At 35.7% G+C, this 19,916-nt stretch carries 21 protein-coding genes; 11 read left to right on the plus strand and 10 right to left on the minus strand.

The window, feature by feature from the left end:
* Positions 1–11: 11 nt before the first annotated feature.
* Positions 12–1,109, minus strand: coding sequence for a F0F1 ATP synthase subunit A (atpB, locus tag C8D70_RS02480; RefSeq protein WP_110366267.1), 1,098 nt, complete (start codon positions 1,107–1,109; stop codon positions 12–14).
* Positions 1,110–1,168: 59 nt separating this feature from the next.
* The gene (locus C8D70_RS02485; RefSeq protein ID WP_146212843.1) at positions 1,169–1,609 is read right to left on the minus strand and encodes a hypothetical protein; all 441 of its coding nucleotides are present in this window, start codon (positions 1,607–1,609) and stop codon (positions 1,169–1,171) included.
* A 107-nt stretch (positions 1,610–1,716) separates the two neighbouring features.
* Here C8D70_RS02485 and ffh point away from each other — a divergent pair, with 107 nt between their 5' ends.
* Positions 1,717–3,078, plus strand: a complete 1,362-nt coding sequence (gene ffh / locus C8D70_RS02490) for a signal recognition particle protein (protein ID WP_076594576.1) — start codon at positions 1,717–1,719, stop codon at positions 3,076–3,078.
* A gap of 69 nt (positions 3,079–3,147) precedes the next feature.
* On the opposite strand, the gene C8D70_RS02495 is transcribed toward ffh, so the two are convergent.
* The 5 genes from C8D70_RS02495 to C8D70_RS02515 all read right to left on the minus strand — a co-directional run bounded on the left by C8D70_RS02495 (position 3,148) and on the right by C8D70_RS02515 (position 7,497).
* Positions 3,148–3,801: a porin family protein gene (locus C8D70_RS02495; RefSeq protein ID WP_110366269.1), complete on the minus strand. Its 654-nt coding sequence runs from the start codon at positions 3,799–3,801 to the stop codon at positions 3,148–3,150.
* An 83-nt stretch (positions 3,802–3,884) separates the two neighbouring features.
* A complete protein-coding gene (locus tag C8D70_RS02500; protein WP_110366270.1) occupies positions 3,885–4,547 on the minus strand; it encodes an outer membrane beta-barrel protein in 663 nt (220 codons plus the stop codon).
* Between the two features lie 74 nt (positions 4,548–4,621).
* Entirely contained in the window at positions 4,622–5,278 is a 657-nt protein-coding gene (locus tag C8D70_RS02505) for an outer membrane protein (RefSeq protein ID WP_110366271.1), read from the minus strand.
* 479 nt (positions 5,279–5,757) lie between these two features.
* Entirely contained in the window at positions 5,758–6,420 is a 663-nt protein-coding gene (locus tag C8D70_RS02510; protein ID WP_076594573.1) for a porin family protein, read from the minus strand.
* A 117-nt stretch (positions 6,421–6,537) separates the two neighbouring features.
* Entirely contained in the window at positions 6,538–7,497 is a 960-nt protein-coding gene (locus C8D70_RS02515) for a PhoH family protein (RefSeq protein WP_002979097.1), read from the minus strand.
* Between the two features lie 133 nt (positions 7,498–7,630).
* Here C8D70_RS02515 and C8D70_RS02520 point away from each other — a divergent pair, with 133 nt between their 5' ends.
* The 7 genes from C8D70_RS02520 (at position 7,631) to C8D70_RS02550 (ending at position 14,837) form a co-directional block, all read left to right on the plus strand.
* Entirely contained in the window at positions 7,631–8,458 is an 828-nt protein-coding gene (locus C8D70_RS02520) for an S-adenosyl-l-methionine hydroxide adenosyltransferase family protein (RefSeq protein WP_110366272.1), read from the plus strand.
* Between the two features lie 63 nt (positions 8,459–8,521).
* Entirely contained in the window at positions 8,522–9,832 is a 1,311-nt protein-coding gene (locus C8D70_RS02525) for a dihydrolipoamide acetyltransferase family protein (RefSeq protein ID WP_076594571.1), read from the plus strand.
* Positions 9,833–10,276: 444 nt separating this feature from the next.
* Positions 10,277–11,635, plus strand: coding sequence for a chloride channel protein (locus C8D70_RS02530; RefSeq protein ID WP_110366273.1), 1,359 nt, complete (start codon positions 10,277–10,279; stop codon positions 11,633–11,635).
* A 129-nt stretch (positions 11,636–11,764) separates the two neighbouring features.
* Positions 11,765–12,106, plus strand: a complete 342-nt coding sequence (rpsF, locus tag C8D70_RS02535) for a 30S ribosomal protein S6 (protein ID WP_047429790.1) — start codon at positions 11,765–11,767, stop codon at positions 12,104–12,106.
* Positions 12,107–12,138: 32 nt separating this feature from the next.
* A complete protein-coding gene (rpsR, locus tag C8D70_RS02540; RefSeq protein WP_002979091.1) occupies positions 12,139–12,441 on the plus strand; it encodes a 30S ribosomal protein S18 in 303 nt (100 codons plus the stop codon).
* 110 nt (positions 12,442–12,551) lie between these two features.
* On the plus strand, positions 12,552–13,049 hold the full coding sequence (gene rplI / locus C8D70_RS02545) for a 50S ribosomal protein L9 (protein WP_076594569.1): 498 nt from the start codon (positions 12,552–12,554) through the stop codon (positions 13,047–13,049).
* 426 nt (positions 13,050–13,475) lie between these two features.
* A complete protein-coding gene (locus C8D70_RS02550) occupies positions 13,476–14,837 on the plus strand; it encodes an aldehyde dehydrogenase (RefSeq protein WP_110366274.1) in 1,362 nt (453 codons plus the stop codon).
* Between the two features lie 69 nt (positions 14,838–14,906).
* Here C8D70_RS02550 and C8D70_RS02555 read toward each other — a convergent pair whose 3' ends face one another.
* Positions 14,907–15,455, minus strand: coding sequence for a thioredoxin family protein (locus C8D70_RS02555; RefSeq protein WP_110366275.1), 549 nt, complete (start codon positions 15,453–15,455; stop codon positions 14,907–14,909).
* Between the two features lie 81 nt (positions 15,456–15,536).
* Between C8D70_RS02555 and C8D70_RS02560 the strand changes: the two genes are divergently transcribed.
* The 3 genes from C8D70_RS02560 to C8D70_RS02570 all read left to right on the plus strand — a co-directional run bounded on the left by C8D70_RS02560 (position 15,537) and on the right by C8D70_RS02570 (position 18,135).
* On the plus strand, positions 15,537–16,421 hold the full coding sequence (locus C8D70_RS02560) for a lysophospholipid acyltransferase family protein (protein WP_110366276.1): 885 nt from the start codon (positions 15,537–15,539) through the stop codon (positions 16,419–16,421).
* 6 nt (positions 16,422–16,427) lie between these two features.
* The gene (locus C8D70_RS02565; RefSeq protein WP_110366277.1) at positions 16,428–17,405 is read left to right on the plus strand and encodes a glycosyltransferase family 2 protein; all 978 of its coding nucleotides are present in this window, start codon (positions 16,428–16,430) and stop codon (positions 17,403–17,405) included.
* A 175-nt stretch (positions 17,406–17,580) separates the two neighbouring features.
* Complete coding sequence (locus tag C8D70_RS02570; RefSeq protein ID WP_076594564.1) at positions 17,581–18,135, plus strand: 3'-5' exonuclease; 555 nt, start codon at positions 17,581–17,583, stop codon at positions 18,133–18,135.
* Between the two features lie 54 nt (positions 18,136–18,189).
* Here the strand turns inward: C8D70_RS02570 and apaG are convergent, their stop codons facing one another.
* Positions 18,190–18,579 (minus strand): Co2+/Mg2+ efflux protein ApaG, encoded by a 390-nt coding sequence (gene apaG / locus C8D70_RS02575; RefSeq protein WP_110366278.1) that lies wholly within the window; start codon positions 18,577–18,579, stop codon positions 18,190–18,192.
* Positions 18,580–18,659: 80 nt separating this feature from the next.
* Positions 18,660–19,913 carry a 2-oxoglutarate dehydrogenase complex dihydrolipoyllysine-residue succinyltransferase gene (odhB, locus tag C8D70_RS02580; protein ID WP_110366279.1) on the minus strand — a complete coding sequence of 418 codons (1,254 nt, stop codon included), beginning with the start codon at positions 19,911–19,913 and terminating at the stop codon, positions 18,660–18,662.
* Between the last annotated feature and the right edge of the window lie 3 nt (positions 19,914–19,916).

Genomic DNA, 19,916 nt, shown 5'->3' on the forward strand with positions numbered 1-19,916 from the left:
TTACCTTCTAATTAGTGAGCAGCATGATGTTCGTGCTCGTGCTCTTCTACAGCCATTCCGATAAATAAAGCCGATAGCATTGTGAAGATATATGCCTGTAGGAATGCTACCAATACTTCAAGTAAATAAATTACTAATGTTAAGAATGGGAATGCTACTCCTGCGATCCAGTTTTTAAAGATATAGATAGATCCAATCAAAGTCATTACTACGATGTGACCTGCCGTCATATTGGCAAAAAGTCGGATCATCAAAGCGAATGGCTTAGTAATAGTTCCTAATAATTCGATTGGCAACATAATGAATTTCATTGGAACCGGAACACCTGGCATCCAGAAGATATGCTTCCAGTAATCTTTATTAGCTGAGAATGTTGTAATCAAATACGTAAGGATAGCAAGGAAGAATGTCATTGTAATATTACCTGTAACATTAATTCCAAAAGGCATCAATCCTAAAACGTTAAGGAAAAGAATAAAGAAAAATACAGTTAATAAATAACCCATGAATCTTTTATACTTATGTCCGATATTAGGAAGAGCGATCTCATCTCTCACAAAAATCACCAAAGGCTCTAAGAATCTTGCTGCTCCTGTAGGAACCGCTGACTTCTTATAAGATTTAGCCATTCCAACAAACAATACAAACATGAAAACCGCCACTAAGATGATAATTAATACACTTTTTGTAATAGAAAGATCTAAAACTTTCTCTTGTGTTGGGTGATGGTCTTTATCCAGAGTAATTGTTCCCTTTTCGTCTGTTTTATAGATTTTCTCATGATGCAGCACATAATAAGCACCGTCTACTTCAGTTGGTTCTCCATGCATAAAACCTTCTTTGTTACTCATAAAAGAGTGGAAACCGTTATCATAAAAAATAACAGGAAGAGGAAAACCTATATGATGACCATCTTTATCAACCATCAATGTGAAATCATGAGCATCCAACAAGTGATGATCGATGAACTCTTTGTTTTCTTTAGTTACTTTGTCTTTCTCTGAAAGCTCTTGAGCAGGAGCCTCACCCGTGGTGGCCTCACCATGCTGTGCAGACACTAAGTTTAATACAAAAATACTGTAAAATAAAACTGCGAATTTCTTAAACATTGATAGGTTTTTTTCGTTGTGCAAAAATATGATAATTTTTCTAGTTTCAATAAATAATTTTACTGTTTTTTATCATGATTAATTAACCCGATCGCATAGTATGTAAGCAGTGCTGTCAGGACAAAATAAGGCATAATAAAATGAAATTTGTAGCCAGGAATCACTTCAAAGTCCAGTTTTTTTCTGATTAAGTACATCAAACCGAATTTTAAAAGGATCAAACCAATAACAGATAATCCTAAAAATTGTGGTGCTACTCTATTAATTAAAATTACAAGAGTGATCATCATCATAAACATGACGCTTAGAAAAAGGTAAAATTTAATGATTATAATTTCATCCAGGTGAAAAACAAATTTCCAAAGGGAAAAATGCACCAGGAAGGTCAGAAAGAATAAAATGACAACAAGAATATTGGGATTGATCTTCATTCTATATTTTAATTGATCGCAAAAATAGACTTTTTCTATCGGATTATACCATGATTTGATATTTATCATTTTTCTTGTTTGTAATAATATTACGTATATATATAATATTACGTGATCAAACACTTTGGATATGCTAAAAATTCCTTATTTTTGCAAACCTATAATTTACAATAAATATGTTTAATAGTTTACAGGATAAATTAGACAAGGCATTACACAATATTTCCGGTAGAGGAAAAATTACTGAAATCAATGTTGCGGAAACCGTAAAGGAGATCCGTAGAGCATTGGTAGATGCCGACGTTAACTATAAAGTTGCGAAAGATCTTACAAAAAGAGTTCAGGATAAAGCATTAGGAGAAAACGTTCTTACTTCCCTTACTCCGGGACAGCTGATGACGAAAATCGTCCATGATGAACTGGTAGACCTGATGGGAGGTTCTCAGGAAGGAATTAATCTTTCAGGAAAACCTTCTGTAATTCTTATTGCTGGTCTTCAGGGATCTGGTAAGACTACTTTCTCAGGAAAGCTTGCTAATTATTTAAAGACAAAAAGAAATAAAAAACCTTTATTGGTAGCCTGTGACGTTTACCGTCCTGCAGCGATTGACCAGCTGAAAGTATTGGGAGGGCAAATCAATGTTCCCGTTTTTACCGAAGAAGGTTCTACAAACCCTTCTACGATTGCTGAAAATGCAATTAATTTTGCAAAAGCAAACGGTCATGATGTTGTAATCGTGGATACAGCAGGTCGTTTGGCCATTGATGAGCAGATGATGAACGAGATCAAATCCGTACATTATTTCATCAAACCACAGGAAACGCTTTTCGTAGTAGACTCTATGACAGGTCAGGATGCTGTAAATACGGCAAAAGCATTCAACGATGCCTTGAATTTCGACGGAGTTGTTTTAACGAAATTAGATGGTGATACAAGAGGTGGAGCTGCATTAACAATCCGTTCTGTTGTTGAAAAACCCATCAAGTTTATCTCTACAGGAGAAAAAATGGAAGCTTTAGACCTTTTCTATCCGGAAAGGATGGCAGACAGAATCCTGGGAATGGGAGACGTTGTTTCCTTAGTAGAAAGAGCTCAGGAGCAGTTCGATGAAGAAGAAGCTAAAAAACTTCACAAAAAAATCGCTAAAAACGAATTCGGTTTTGACGATTTCCTTAAGCAGATCAACCAGATCAAGAAGATGGGTAATATGAAGGATTTGATGGGTATGATTCCTGGAGTCGGAAAAGCGATCAAGGATGTAGAAATCAGTGATGATGCATTCAAACACATTGAAGCGATCATCTACTCTATGACTCCTGAAGAAAGGAGAAGACCTTCTATCATCAATACGCAGAGAAAAGGAAGAATTGCCAAAGGGGCCGGAAGAAAAATCGAAGATGTGAATCAATTGATGAAACAGTTTGATCAGATGGGTAAAATGATGAAGATGATGCAGGGACCTCAGGGAAAACAAATGATGCAGATGATGAGCAAAATGCCGAATATGCCTGGAATGGGTGGAATGTTCGGGAAATAAGAAAGACAAAATCATTCATAAAAAAACTCTCAGAATTTCTGAGAGTTTTTATTTTATATAGATATCTGTTTATTTAAACTTATACCCTACGCCTAACTGGAAAAAATTCATTTTTAGTTTTTCTCCATCTACAGGATTTTTAATCATATTGGTAAGACCAAAGCTGTAACGTGCATCCACGAATAATCCTTTGTATAGATTATAATCAGCTCCTAAGAACAAACCGAATTCCGTGGACTTCAGCCCATCATCAAAATAGTTTTCAAGATATTTTTCACCTTCGCTGATAGCACCTGGATTCGACTGAGCTCCACTCACTTCAATTTTAGCTTTTGTATTGGTTCTGAAACTTACATACGGACCTGCATAAAGTCCCAGTTCAGGAGTTGCATAATACCTTGCAGATACAGGAATAACAATTCTGTTAAAGTGCAGTTTTTCCGTTACGGTAACTCCGGAAGCTTTTACCACTGCTTTTCCTCCCAGGTTAGCATATTCTACTTCTCCTTGTAAAGCAAATTTATTGTTCAATTTATGCTCAACCAAACCACCGATATAAAAACCGGATTTAGATTCAAGATTTGCTCCTATCCCACCAAAATCGACACTGTTTACATCAGAATTTAATGTTGATAAAGCATAACCTGCTTTTACACCGAATGTAGTTTGTGCATTTAAACCTGCAAATAAAGTGATTGCAGACGCTAATAAAATTTTTTTCATGATTTATTATCTAAAAAATGTTCGCAAAAATACAAAAAAACCCTAAGAGTTTCTCAGGGCTTTCTTCCTATATGCTTTGTTTATTATTTTGCAAATACATATTTCACTCCAAAAGTCACAGAAGTTAAACTGATACCCAATTTGTAATCATCAGTTCTTTTTGCCCCGTCAATGTCTCTTTTGTAAGTATTGTATCCGAATTCCCCAATTGTAGCTTCAATTGACCAGTTCTTAGTCAGGAAATAATCCAGACCCGGCTTGATATTCACTCCAATATTGGTATAATTATTTTCTCTGTTCAAAGCAGCTGTAAGCAAAGGATCCGCATCGTTAATATTACTGTTTGCATTCATTTTTTCCTTACCGAACTCCAATGGAACCTGTAACTGTCCGAAGATGTATAATTTATCAGATAAAGTCCAGTATTTTCTCACGAATGGAGCTACAACAAAAGCATTATCTGTATATTTAACTTCAAATACATTACTGATGGCAGGATTGCCCAATCTGTATTTTGTAACAGCACTTTTATAACCTAAACCAAGTCCCACGGCAAGATTATTAGTAACGAAATACCCTGCTGTAGGAAGGATTCTGATCACATCATCCTTTCTATTGGTTTCAAATTCGTTTTTCTCATTGTGATAATATCCTACCTGACCTGAAAGATAAGAAGTTCCTTTTGCAATCTGTGCATTTGACAAACCGAAAAGCGCCACAGCGCCCATCAATACGATTTTTTTCATGATTATTATATTAGTTTAGTATAGAAAAAAGCCCTAAGAGTTTCTCAGGGCTTTCTTGCTATATGCTTTGTTTATTATTTTGCAAATACATATTTAACTCCGAAAGTTACAGAAGATAAATTCAATCCGAAGTTGTAGTTGTTGGTAGCATCACCATCTTTTGGCTTGTAGTTGCTATAACCGAACTCACCGATAGTAGCTTCGATAGACCAGTTCTTGTTTAAGAAATAATCTAAACCTGGTTTAACAGTTACACCGATTTGAGTGTATTTAGCTTCAGTAGAAGTAGAGTTAGAAATTGTAGTATTTCCAGCTGTAGTTACAGAGCTAGTTTCAGTTTCAGTTTTTCCGAACTGCATTGGAACTGCTAATTGTCCGAAGATATACAACTTGTCAGACAAAGTCCAGTATTTTCTTACGAATGGAGCAACAACGAAAGCTGGTTGCTTAATTACATTTTCGCTTACAGTTGTAGCGTTTCCGATAGTCGTAGTCGTAGTAGCTGTAGTTTTTTCAGTTTGATATCCTACGCCTAATCCGATTGCTAAGTTAGTGTTAACGAAATATCCAACTGTAGGTAATACGTTGAAGTTTTCAGTTTTAAGGTTACCATTGTTAGTTTCTACTTGAGAATAACCAACAGACCCTGATAAATATGTAGTTCCTTTAGCAATCTGAGCGTTTGATAAACCGAAAAGTGCAACAGCACCCGCTAATAATATTTTTTTCATTGTAAAAAATTTTAATACTTTCTGAGAGCAAATTTACAGTGGTCTCCACTAATATTAAAATTTGTTAATGTGATTAATATCATTACTGGAATTAAGGGTTTTGTAAAAATAAATCCTAATCAAGAGATGTTGTTGATTTTTTCACAATATTATGAATAAAAAAATCCTATTTTTTCAACAAGACTACAATATATTTAATTTTTTAAATTTTCTTATTTTTTATAAAACCCGATGAATTCTGGAAAAACGCTAAAATTAATTAACCTAAATCTCTAATTTTAAAGTTATTAACTCTTAAAATTTAAACAAATGTTTATTATTCAGGATTATCTTCTTTAATTTTAATCATTACAGATCCTCTCTATTAAAAATTTCTGATCAGAAATCCATACAGCTTATATATGAGTCATCAAAAAAAAGGCTGTCCGAAAAGTTCGGAAAGCCTTTTTTATCATTATTTTGAAGCTAAAATTTCAGAATTAGTTTCCTCCGAATTTGAAGCCTACGCCAATCTGAGCAAAGCTATTCTTTACAGTCCCTCCGCTATTGTCATTAGATAGGTTTGATACTCCCAAGCTGTATCTTGCATCAAAGAAAAGTCCATTTTCCAACATATATTCAACACCTAAGAACGGAGCAAGGTTTAATGATTTGATATCTTTTTTAATATCTACCTCGCCGCCTTCACCTTCCACTTCCACATCAAGGAAATCTGAACCAATTACAGTCTTTTGTTTAGCTGTAAGAATGATTCCTACATTAAGACCTGCAGCTACAGAGAAGCCTTCTGTGATAAAGTATTTGGCAGAAACAGGAACCAAAAGAGTTCCAAAATTCACTTTAGTTGACTCACCAAAATAAATTCCTCCAGCGTTTACGCCATCAATTTTTTCTTTAGCTCCAAGTGGAGAATACAAAACCTCTCCCTGAACAGCAAAGTTATCATTGAATTTGTACTCAGCCATTCCACCGATATAGAAGGTATATTTTGGAGACATTTTTCTTCCGTCAAGATCGTCTTGCTTATCATCCAGTTTAATAGTAGACATTGCGAAACCAGCTTTTGGACCAAATCGAAATTCTTGTGCGTTGGCACAAATTCCCATAGCAGCGACCGCCGCAACAAGTAAAAGTTTTTTCATGTTTAGTTAGTTTTACATTTAAGGTTTGCAAAACTAATTATTTTTTTCAAATTAACAAATTTTAACCATCAAATTTAAGGTTAATAAAAAGTTAACGAAAACTTTCACCTATTTTCACTAGTCGTTTCTTAGTCTTTTTTCCTCATCGTTGTAAGCCAGGATAATTTTTCTTACCACCGGATGCCTTACCACATCCTCTTCTGTAAGATGAACGAATCCGATCTCTTTTACTCCATTTAAAATTCTCATGGCTTCTTTCAGCCCGGACTGTTGATTTTTCGGCAGGTCAATCTGGCTTGGATCTCCTGTAATAATAAACTTGGCATTCATTCCCATTCTCGTAAGGAACATTTTCATCTGTGCATGAGTAGTATTCTGTGCTTCATCAAGAATCACAAAAGCATCATCCAGTGTACGTCCTCTCATGAAAGCCAATGGCGCTACTTCAATGACTTTCTTTTCCATGAAACCTTCCAGTTTCTCGTGCGGAATCATATCACGAAGTGCATCATACAACGGCTGCAAATACGGATCCAGCTTTTCTTTAAGATCTCCGGGAAGAAATCCCAGGCTCTCTCCCGCTTCTACAGCAGGCCTTGTCAGGATAATTCTTTTCACTTCCTTGTCTCTTAACGCTCTTGCTGCCAATGCCACACTGGTATATGTTTTTCCTGTACCTGCAGGCCCAATGGCAAAAACCATGTCCTTTTTCTCAGTTTCCTTCACCAGCTTTTTAAGATTGGTCGTCTTAGCTTTAATAACTTTCCCGTTAACTCCTTTTACGATAATGTCCTGGTCGAATACCAGCTGTTTCTCATTTTCGTCTTTAATATTCAAAATATTTTCAACGTCTTTCAGTCCTATTGAATTGTTTTTGGAGATAAAACTGACAATATCGTCAAGTTTTTGTTTCAGTATGTCTAAAGCTTCCTGATTTCCCATGGCAAAAATGAAATGATCTCTTCCTGTAATTTTAATGGTTGGAAAGCTTGATTTTATTAAGTTGAAATATTGGTTATTAACTCCATAGAAGATTTTCGCATCGATATCTTCCAAATCATATGTTAATTCAAACATGCAGTATTTTTATTTTTAGATTTTAAAATTAAAGCTTTTTTTCAAATTTATATCAAATTCTTTTCAACAATCTTTCGGGCTTTCTTTTTATTTTAAATAACTTTGCAATACTACACTATTCTATAAATTGCTCATGTCAATTATTACCCTTACTTCGGATTTCGGAAATTTAGATTACAGAGTTTCTGCTGTGAAAGGCAAAATTCTGTCTCTAAACCCTGAGGTTAATATTATTGATATCACCCACGAAATCCAGGCATTCAACCTTATACAGACTTCGTATATTGTAAGAAATGCTTATAAATATTTTCCAAAAGGAAGCATACACATTCTTTCTGTAGACAGCTTTTATCACAAATCCAGAAAGAATATTATTTATAAAGCTGACGGATCTTACTTCCTGGCGGCAGACAATGGTCTTTTAAGCCTTATATTTTTTGATATTAAACCGGAAGCCATCTACGAGCTTACGCTGAACAACCGTTTTGATGACGTTATCAACTTCACTTCTACAGACATTTTTGTTCCTGCAGCGGTACATCTTGCCAATGGCGGACTCCCTGAAGTCATAGGAAGAAAAATAAACACGGCAAAACAACTAATGTTCCCTCGTGCAGTTTATAATGAATCGGAAGGGATGATTATTGGTGAAGTGACTTATATTGATAATTTCGGAAATATAATATCAAATATCAATAAAGATTTTTTTGAGAACATCAGTAAAGGTTACAGCAGTTTTACCATAAAATTCAGAAATTTAAGCCTTTCAAGAATATTTTCAAGTCATACAGAAGTTGTTTCAGACTGGAAAAGGGAGACCGAATTCCACGGACAGTCTGCGGCAATATTCAATGATAGTCAGTTATTGGAGCTTACCATCTACAAAGGAAGCAAAAAAAACGGCGCTAAAAGCCTGTTTGGACTAAATGTGGGTGAAAATATTTATATCGAATTCAGCTAAGATTATATATTTCTTAAAAAAACCGATTTTTTTTATATATTTGTCAAAATCTAAAAATCAAAAATGGCAGAATACAAATTATTGCTTCCTTCCATGGGAGAAGGGGTTATGGAAGCGACAATTATCACTTGGTTATTCAATGAAGGTGATAACGTAAAGGAGGATGACTCCGTGGTAGAAATTGCAACAGATAAGGTAGATTCAGACGTACCGACACCAGTTTCGGGGAAAATTGTGAAAATTTTAAAGCAAAAAGATGAAGTTGCAAAAGTAGGTGAAGCCATTGCTATTTTAGAAATTGAAGGAGAAGGTACAGCTTCAGAAGAGGTGAAAGCTGAAACTCCGGCGGCTGCTCCTGATACTGAAACTTTAAAAGCGATTGAAGAGCCTCTACAGACAGCAGCTGCTTCAAACGTAGAATTCTCAGGAGACCTTTATCTGTCTCCACTCGTTAAGTCTATCGCTCAACAGGAAAACATTTCTGAAACTGAACTGAAATCCATCAAAGGCAACGGTTTGGAAGGAAGAATTACAAAAGAAGATATACTAGCATATGTTGCTAACAGAGGAAGCAAGCCAGTTCAACAGGCAGCTCCGGTACCGGCAGCTTCTGCTCCACAACCAGCGGCAGTATCTGCTCCGGCAGCTACCATTCCGGTGAGCGCAGGTGATGAGATCATTCCAATGGACAGAATGAGAAAGATCATCGCTGAAAATATGGTGAAAGCAAAACAAATTGCTCCACACGTTACTTCTTTCATCGAAACAGACGTTACCAACGTTGTAAAATGGAGAAATAAAAACAAAGCTGTATTCGAAAAACGTGAAGGTGAAAAACTGACTTTCATGCCTATTTTCGTAAAAGCGGTAGTGAAAGCTATTCAGGATTTCCCGATGATCAATGTTTCTATCAATGGTGAGAACATCATCAAAAAGAAAAACATCAACATCGGTATGGCTACTGCCCTTCCGGACGGAAACCTTATTGTTCCAGTTATCAAAAATGCTGATCAGTTATCTCTTTCAGGTCTTGCAAAAGCAATCAATGATTTAGCTTACAGAGCAAGAAACAAGAAATTGAGACCAGAAGATACTCAAGGGGCAACGTATACAATTTCTAACGTAGGAAGCTTCGGAAACCTTATGGGAACACCAATTATTCCTCAGCCTCAGGTAGCTATTTTAGCCATCGGAGCAATCGTTAAGAAGCCTGCAGTTCTTGAAACAGCTGACGGAGATGTAATTGCTATCAGAAACTTAATGTTCATGTCTCACTCTTATGACCACAGAGTGGTAGACGGATCTTTAGGTGGAATGATGCTGAAGCACGTTCACGACTACCTTGAAAACTGGGATCTGAACACAGAAATATAAGTAATAAATAATCAGTAATAAGCAAAATTACTTATTACTGATCATATAAATGAAAACCTTCGATTAAATCGGAGGTTTTTTTGTTTTTTTATTACTTAAGCTTGACAACATCATAAAAGATTAAATATTACGCTAAATAAATATGAGATATTTAACAAAAACAATAATTAAAAACAAAATCAATAATTATTAAAAATATTTATATACTGTACTAATTTTTTTGGAAATCAGATTGATTAGCATTATTTTTAAACAAATTATTTGGAAAATGGATTTAGATTATAGTAAATATGACATCAAAAGATTTTTTGATGTCACCAAAGAAGATGAAGAACCAATGACTGAGGTTTAATCCTCTTTCTGAGTCACATTATAGTATCATCTCAATTCAACGAAATACAATTTCCGGAATTTTACCGTAATTTTATCCTTCAAAACCTACAAATGCTGAAAATTTTCACCCTCATAAAAAGATCTCTTAAAAACTCCTTCGACAATATCCGGAACGAACAGCTGAAACACAACCTGCTTCAGGCCATTCCTTTTTGGATAGGATCTGTAATTACAGGCTTTTTTGCTGTAATGTATGCGCAGGTATTTGCCTGGGGCGAACATCTCATGAATTTTATTTTCAACTGGCATGCCTGGATGATTTTCATTATTGCTCCCATAGGATTTGTATTATCGTGGTGGCTGGTGAAAGAATTTGCTCCCAATGCCAAAGGAAGCGGTATTCCTCAAGTGATGGCCGCAGTAGAACTTGCCAACCCGAAAGAGCATCGGAAAATCCGGAATCTGTTAAGTATTAAAATTATTTTTTTCAAAATACTATCCTCTGTTGTTCTGGTCATCGGAGGAGGTGCAGTAGGACGTGAAGGCCCTACGATTCAGATAGCAGGTTCCGTTTTCAGAAAAGTGAATGAGTACCTTCCTGAATGGTGGCCAAAAATTTCCAAGAAAAACATGATTATGACAGGAGCGGCTGCCGGACTTGCTGCAGCGTTCAATACTCCCCTTGGAGGAATTGTTTTTGCTGTGGAAGAGCTGTCAAAAACCCACATTAATTATTTTAAAACTGCTTTATTTACAGCGGTGATTATCGCAGGTTTAACAGCTCAAACATTGGCCGGGTCTTATTTATATCTTGGATATCCGAAAACCAATGATGTTTCTTTAATGGTTATGTTTCCCATCATATTGGTTGCAGCCACTGCCGGCATTATGGCAAGCCAGCTATCTGTCATTATGCTTAAAATCAATAGCTGGAAGAAGAAAAAACTGAAAACAGATAAGGCTAATGTAATCTTTCTTATCATTTGTGCATTAATTATCGCTTCCATTGCATACTTCATCAACAGAGAAATTCTGGGTTCAGGAAAAGAAATTATGGAGCGTGTTCTTTTTACCAAAAATAAACATGAAGAGTGGTATGTCCCTATTTTAAGAATGCTTGGCCCTGCCCTTTCTTTCACTTCTGGTGGTGCGGGCGGAATTTTCGCTCCTGCTCTTACTGCAGGAGCAAGTATAGGCTCAGTTATTTCAGGAGCCATACATTTAACGCCTAACGAAACCAATGTAGTCGTTCTCGCCGGAATGGTGGCTTTTCTTACCGGGATTACGAGAGCCCCATTTACTTCCGCTATTATTGTTTTGGAAATGACGGACAGGCATTCTCTGATATTCCATCTGATGCTTGCCGGAATGGTCTCCTCTATTGCTTCAATCCTGGTAAGCAGACATTCTTTGTATGATGTTTTGAAGGTGAATTTTCTGGCTGAAATCAGATCAAAAGATGAAAATTAATTCAATAACTAAAATAAAAGCAAATACATATTGTCAGGAAACACCAACTATTTCACCAACATTCTTGCATATGCGGAAATTATTCTCTACTTTTGCACCTCGAAATAATTAACAAATTCATTTAACATTATGAACAATTACGAAACTGTTTTCATTTTAACTCCCGTTCTATCTGAGTCACAGGTAGAGGAAGCAGTGAACAAGTATGTAGATCTTATCAAAGAAAAGAACTGCGAAATCGTTGCTAAAGAAAACTGGGGATTAAAAAAATTAGCTTATCCTATCCAATTGAAAAAGAACGGGTTTTATACTCTAATTGAATTCAAAGGAGAAGGTACTGTAGTAGCTGATCTGGAATTAGCATTTAAGCGTGACGAGAGAGTAATCCGTTACCTTACTACAAAACTTGACAAGCATGCTGTTGAGTACGCTGTAACTAGAAGAACTAAAGTAAAAGCAGCTAAAGCTTAATTATTAACCCTATTTTTTAAAAAAGACAAGACATGGCAATAGATGAAATGGCTAAACAAGCCTCAGCTGGAGGAGAATCAGAAGTAAAATTCCTTACTCCGCTTGATATCAATACAAAATCTGAAAAGAAATATTGTAGATTCAAAAAATACGGAATTAAGCACGTTGATTACAAAGATGCTGACTTCTTATTACAATTTGTAAACGAACAAGGTAAAATTTTACCAAGAAGATACACTGGAACTTCTTTAAAATATCAAAGAAAAGTTTCTGCTGCTATCAAAAGAGCAAGACACCTTGCATTACTACCATACGTAGCTGACTTATTGAAATAAGACAAAAATAAATAAAAGAAGAGGTCTCCCTCTTCTTTTGTTGCTGAATAAATCATTAATTCTAACTTGATTTTAGCTATAAAACTAAAATCTAAAAAAGGACAACAACAATGGAAATTATCCTAAAAAAAGACGTAGAAAACTTAGGACTTGAGTTTGATACAGTAAACGTAAAGCCAGGTTATGCTAGAAACTTCTTAATTCCTCAAGGAATTGCTCTTTTAGCTACCCCTAAAAACAAAGCTGCTTTAGAAGCTACATTAGAAGCTAGAAAAGAAGAAGAAGCTAAATTAATCGCTGCTGCTAACGCTGTAGTTGAGCAATTGAAGAAAACTTCTATCACTATTCCTGCAAAAGTAGGTGCTGGTGACAAATTATTCGGATCTATCAACAATGCTGATCTATCTGCTGCTTTAGAAAAAGCTGGTGTTTCTGTAGAGAAAAAATACATCAAAATTCCTGGTAATACCATCAAGAGAACTGGTAAATTCACAGCTCTTATCAGACTTCACAGAAATGTTGAGTACAACTACGAGTTTGATATCGTATCTGACGCTCCAGTGGAAGCAGCTCCTAAAAAAGAAGAAGCTAAAACTGAAGAAGCTTAATAAGCAACTGAGAATTTCTCACAATATAAGACCACTTCAATTTATTGAGGTGGTTTTTTTATGTAAAGCATTGTTTACAGAACTATCCTGCCTTTTGCTTTGTAAAAATCCACCCTTCAGCGGAAGAGAATGTGAACATCTCAACCAATATTATTCGTTTTCCGCAAACCTTACATCATTCAAATATACAGGTGCTTTACGATACTGTTATCAGGTAATACGCAACCGGACCTCTTACTCGCTACTTATCCTTTCTCAGTTTATATGCTGATAATAGCAAATTCTTATAAAATTAACACCCTCTCTTCAAACGATAAAGAGTAATTTTCTGCTTCCTGCTTCAACTACTTTGGCCGATTTATTGTTCATATTTTTAAAGATGCAATATTGATCAAACCGCAACGTTTATTACACAAAAGCTTAAGAATGGAAATTGAAAGAATTTTACTGAGTCAAAGGGATTTTTTTAAAACACAGCAGACCAAAAGCCTCGCTTTCAGGAAAATGTACCTTGAAAAGCTGAAAAATCTAATTATTTCTAATGAGAATATGTTGTATGAAGCTATTAAAAAAGATTTTGGAAAATCAGCATTTGATACTTTCACTACAGAATTATCCTTCATTCTCAATGATATTAATTATTATATCAGGAACTTAAAATCTCTTTCAAAGCCTAAAAAAGTAAGCACCAATCTTGTCAACCAACTGGGAAACAGTAAAATTTATGCTGATCCATTGGGCTGTGTATTGGTAATCGGTGCCTGGAATTATCCGTATCAGCTATCCCTTTCTCCCGTCATAGCGGCAATGGCCGCCGGAAACTGCTGTATTCTTAAGCCCAGCGAAATAGCAGAAAATACAATGAAAGCTATGGCATCCATTATCAATGAAAACTTTCCGTCTGAATATCTTTATGTATATGAAGGAGGTATTCATGAAACCACTGCTGTTCTCAAGTTAAAATTTGACAAGATATTTTTTACAGGAAGCACAAAAGTCGGTAAGATTGTTTACAAAGCAGCCGCAGAACATCTTACTCCTGTAACCCTTGAACTGGGCGGAAAATCTCCGGCTATCGTCACCCAAAATGCCTCTCTAGAAACTGCTGCCAAAAGAATTGTCTGGGGAAAATTCCTCAACTCCGGACAAACCTGTGTTGCTCCGGATTATCTGCTGGTGGAAGAAACCATTAAGGAACAGTTTCTGGAAATGCTCAGAAAATATATCAAAGAATTCAAATATGAGCCGGATTCTGATCAATACACAAGAATTATTAACCAAAGGAATTTCCAAAGGCTTATCCATCTTATTGATCAGGAAAAAATCTATTGCGGCGGGAATTTCAACGAAGAAAAACGGTATATAGAGCCTACTATTCTGAATCGTATAGACTGGAATGACAAAATTATGCAGGAAGAAATTTTCGGTCCTATTCTGCCTGTCATCAGCTTTCAAAATTACAATGTGGCACTAAACTCTATTCTGGAGCTTGAAAAACCACTGGCAGCCTACCTTTTTACCAATAACGCTGAGGAAAAAGAAAATTTTACAAGGAAACTGTCTTTCGGAGGAGGTTGTATCAATGATACGGTAATGCATTTAAGTAATGACAATCTTCCGTTTGGAGGAGTGGGAAATTCAGGGATTGGAAATTATCACGGCAAATATGGCTTCGAAACATTTTCACACCAAAAATCAGTTCTTGAAAAAGCAACCTGGGGCGAACCGAATATCAAATATCCGCCATATTCTAACAAAAAATTAAGCTGGATCAAAAAATTACTTTAATTCTAAAAGTTTTATTTTCTACGGACCTAAATAAAAAAACTGCCTCATTACTGAAGCAGTTTCTATATTTTATCCTTTTTTAGGAGCCCATGTCGTAAAGAATTCTTTTACTTTTTCTTTACTGTATCCTTTTCCTTCTTCCAACACATCACTCTGCTGAACTTTGATCATTTTTCCGTCTTTATCTAAGATAATAAACACCGGATATCCAAATTTCTCACCCGGATTACCATATTGGGCAAAAACTTTTTCATTTTTATTTTCCGGAGAATAGTTCAGGTGATAATATACATAATTCTTCTCTGCCAATTCCTTCAGTTCGGGAGTAGTCTGTACAAAATTATTAAAGCGAAGACACCAGATACACCAGTTCCCACCAGCCTGGATCATTATATTCTTACCTTCTTTCTTTGCCTGGGCAACCAATTTATTAATATCAGCCTGAGCGTCAGCTTTTGGGTCATAGGGCTTAGGAAGCTTTGCTTTTTCTTCAGCTGCCTTTTTCTGAGATTCTAATTTGGCTTGCTCTGCAGGTACTACAATAGCTGCTTTTTTTACATTTTGCGAAAAAGCAAGGGTACTTAATCCCAGGAAAGCGAATATTATCAATTTTTTCATAATATAAAGGTAAAAAAAATAATATATATCCTTCTGCAAAAATAGAACCATAATTTTATTATCACTAAATTTGCGTGTTTTATGAAATTTCTAATCAAAATATTATACCTGATCTCCAAGCTTCCGCTTAAAATATTATATATTTTTTCGGACGTCATCTTTTTCCTGAATTATTATATTGTAGGTTACAGAAAAGATGTTATTACCCAAAATCTTAAAAACTCTTTTCCAGACAAATCTGAAGAAGAAATTAAAGAGATCCGGAAAAAATTCTATCTTAATTTTTCAGATTATCTGGTAGAAACTATAAAATCTTTCAGCATTTCGGAAACAGAAGCAAGAGTAAGAATGCAGCATATCAATCAGGAACTGTTTCATGAAGCCAAAAGGGAGGGTAAAAATATTATCCTGCTTGCCGGACACGTTTTCAATTGGGAATGGATTAACGCACTGGCAAAGATTGTTCCCCAGGCTCATTGTCATCCTGTATACAGAAAGGTGAATAATAGTTTCTGGGAAAATCAGATGAAGAAGGTCAGGAATAAATTCGGGAATGAAGCCCTGGAAGCCAATGAAGTAATTCTGAATATCTTCAGATCTAAAAATAATGGAGATTCAGCATATATGTTTGTTGCGGATCAGACTCCTCATTTTGCCCACATTACTTACGGACTAGAATTTTTAAATCAGCGGACACCTGCTTTTGTGGGATACGACAAGCTGGCTACAAGAATGGATCTTGTCTTTATCTATTGTGAGATGAAAAAGGTAAAACGTGGTTATTATCAGGTTAATTATCACAGAATATACCCGGATGGTGAAAAGTTCACGGAAAATGAAGTGGTGAGAAAATTTCATAAATTACTGGAAAATACTTTATACAAAAATCCTGACAATTATCTTTGGTCACACAGAAAATGGAAATATCAGAACTCTATCAAAAATTTTGATTCTGAAAAAAAATAGATTGACATGCAGAAAAAACTGGCAGTTGCCATCTTAAACTGGAACGGTAAAAATTGGCTTGAAAAATTTCTTCCGGGTGTGGTTCAATTTTCTCAGAATGCGGATATTTATGTTATTGACAATCTTTCTACGGATGATTCCGTAGAGTTTCTACAGAAGAATTTCCCCACAGTATATATTATTAAAAATGATAAAAACTATGGTTTTGCAGGCGGCTACAATGAGGGGTTAAAGGCTGTCAAAAATGAATATTACTGCCTTCTCAATTCTGATGTAGAAGTTACAGAGAACTGGACAGTGCCTGTATTGGAATTATTGGAAAATAACTCTTCTATTTCCGCAGTACAGCCTAAGATTTTATCATATCATAATAAGAACTATTTTGAGTTTGCAGGTGCTGCAGGCGGATTGATAGACAATCTTGGATATCCTTACTGCAGAGGAAGGGTTTTTGATGATCTGGAAGAAGATAAAGGACAGTATAATGATGAAACAGAGATCTTCTGGGCATCAGGATGCTGCTTTTTTATCCGTTCAACAGATTTCTGGAAACAGAATGGTTTTGACGCAAGGTTTTTTGCTCATCAGGAGGAGATTGATCTTTGCTGGAGGCTTATTAATTCCGGAAAAAAGATTTATTATACCGGGAAATCCAAAATTTATCATGTAGGCGGCGGAACGCTCAACAAACAGAGTGCACAAAAGACTTATTTAAACATCAGAAATAATCTTTCTATGATGTTTAAAAACCTTCCTTTTCCTCAATTGATCCTGTTGATCTTTTTCAGATTATGTTTGGACAGTGTTGCCGGAATTTATTTTGGTTTAAAGCAAGGCTTTCCACATCTGTGGGCTGTCATAAGAGCTCATTTTGGATTTTACACCCAGCTTCCCGGAACATGGAAGCTTCGCCAAAAATACCAGAAACATCAGTTTTACCAATCAAAATGGCTGATTTTTAAACATTTTTTGGGAGGAAGGTGATAGACGGCAGGGATTAGGGAAAATTACAGTTTTCTTTTCTTATTATGAACTAAAACTCATTAAGTAAAAATTCATAACTTCAATTAAACTTAAACTTTAAATTAAACTCTAGGCAAGAGAACAAGCAACAAGCAACTAATAAACAAAACCAACCAACAAATTATAATTTTAAAAAATGGATTTCTGTGCGATAGATTTTGAAACAGCCACTCATGAGAAGAGTTCAGCTTGTGAGATGGGGATTTGTGTAGTACAGAATTCTGAAATTGTAGAGACTAAAACCTGGCTGATTAAACCACCCAGCTTTCCTTATTTCAGCAGATTCAATATTGCGGTGCATGGAATTCATCCTGAAGATGTAAAAGATGCTCCTACTTTTGATGAAGTATGGTATGAAGCTCAGGATCTGATGTATGGCAGTCTTATGATTGCTCATAATGCTGGTTTTGATGCTTCTGTTTTAAGAGGCTGCCTGGAGCATTACGGAATGTATACCCCAAAATTGAACTATTTGTGCAGTATACAGCTTGCCAAGAAATCATGGAATTATCTTCCAAAATATGGATTGAAGCCATTGGCAGAATATCATAAAATTGATTTTACTCATCACAGAGCAGGAGCTGATGCGGAAGTTTGTGCCAAAATATCTTTGCTGGCATTTGAAAAACTCTTCCTCACCAGTAATGATGAAGTAAATGAGTATATGAAAGCAAAAATTAAAAAGCTTTAGTCATCAGAACCCGGGTTTCTTGTAAAAACTTTACATTATACAGGGCATCAATTATTAATTGCTCAACACTTCAGACAACAGATTGAATTTTGGAATATCAATTTCAAAAGTTTCCTGTGTATCCATGTTTTTAACAAGGTATTTTCCACTCATATTCCCTACTCCGGAACGAAGCATTACATTGGAAAAATAAGCAAAATTTTCACTGGTTCCTATCTCAGGAGTCAATCCAATCACTCCGTCGCCTATTATTTCTGTATATCCGAATCCTACATCAAAAATTAACCATTTTCTTTTCAATACTTTGATAGGAAAGCTTCCGTCATTTTCTATCGTGATATTGTATTTAAAAACGTAACGGTTTTCGGAAGGATAACTGTTTTTACTATCATATTCAGGTATTACTGAAACTTTGATATTGGAAGTCATTTTTGAAAACATCATTGTAGCATTTTCTTCATAAATACAAAAATCTCGCCTTTTTTAAGGCGAGATCATATATTATATTATAATTTTATTAAAAACTATAATCCAAGGCCTTTTCTTTCATCACCTCCCATTAGAATTTCAACAGGGTTGTCGATACCTTCTTTTACGGCTACAAGGAATCCTACAGACTCTTTTCCGTCGATAATTCTGTGGTCATATGACATTGCAACGTACATCATTGGTCTGATTACTACCTGTCCGTCAACAGCAACCGGTCTCTGGATGATGTTGTGCATTCCTAAGATTGCAGATTGTGGAGGGTTGATGATTGGTGTAGACATCATAGATCCGAAAGTACCACCATTTGTAATAGTAAATGTACCACCGGTCATTTCATCAACAGTAATTTTACCGTCTCTTACTTTAGTAGCAAGATCTTTAATATTTGCTTCAACAGCACTGAAAGACATGTTTTCTGCATTTCTCAATACAGGAACCATTAATCCTTTAGGACCTGAAACTGCGATTGAAATATCGCAGAAATCATAGTTTACTTTGAAGTCGCCATCAATAGATGCGTTTACATCCGGATACATTTGTAATGCTCTTGTTACTGCTTTTGTAAAGAAAGACATAAAACCAAGTCCAACTCCGTGCTTTTGAGCAAATTCTTCTTTATACAGCTTTCTCAATCTGAAGATTTCAGACATGTCAACTTCGTTGAAAGTAGTTAACATAGCTGTTTCGTTCTTCACAGAAACTAATCTCTGAGCGATTTTTCTTCTTAAAACCGAAAGTTTAGTTGTTGTGGTAGATCTGGAACCTGTTGCAGTAAGAGGACTTCCTCCTAATGCAGGTACTGCTGCTAATTCAGCATCAGTTTTAGTAATTCTTCCGTCTCTTCCTGTTCCTGAAACCTGAGCAGCATCCATTCCTTTTTCATCAAGGATCTTCTTAGCAGCCGGAGATGGAGCTCCTGTTGCATAAGTTTGTGGAGCGGCTACCGGAGCAGCTGGTTTTGGAGCTTCTTGTTTAGCAGGCTCAGCAGCTTTCGGAGCTTCTTCCTGTTTTGGAGCTTCAACAGCAGGTGCAGCACCTTCTGGTTTTTTAGCATCCATATCAATTAAACAAACTACCTGACCTACTTGTACTACATCACCTTCTTCTGCTTTTAAAGTGATAATTCCACTTTGTTCTGCGGGCAATTCAAGAGTTGCTTTATCTGAATCCACTTCGGCGATAGGTTGATCTTTTTCTACATAATCACCATCTTTTACAAGCCAGGTTGCAATTTCAACTTCTGTAATTGATTCGCCCGGTGAAGGAACTTTCATTTCTAAAACTGACATATC

The sequence above is a fragment of the Chryseobacterium sp. CBTAP 102 genome (assembly GCF_003201365.1).
GTDB lineage: Bacteria > Bacteroidota > Bacteroidia > Flavobacteriales > Weeksellaceae > Chryseobacterium > Chryseobacterium candidae.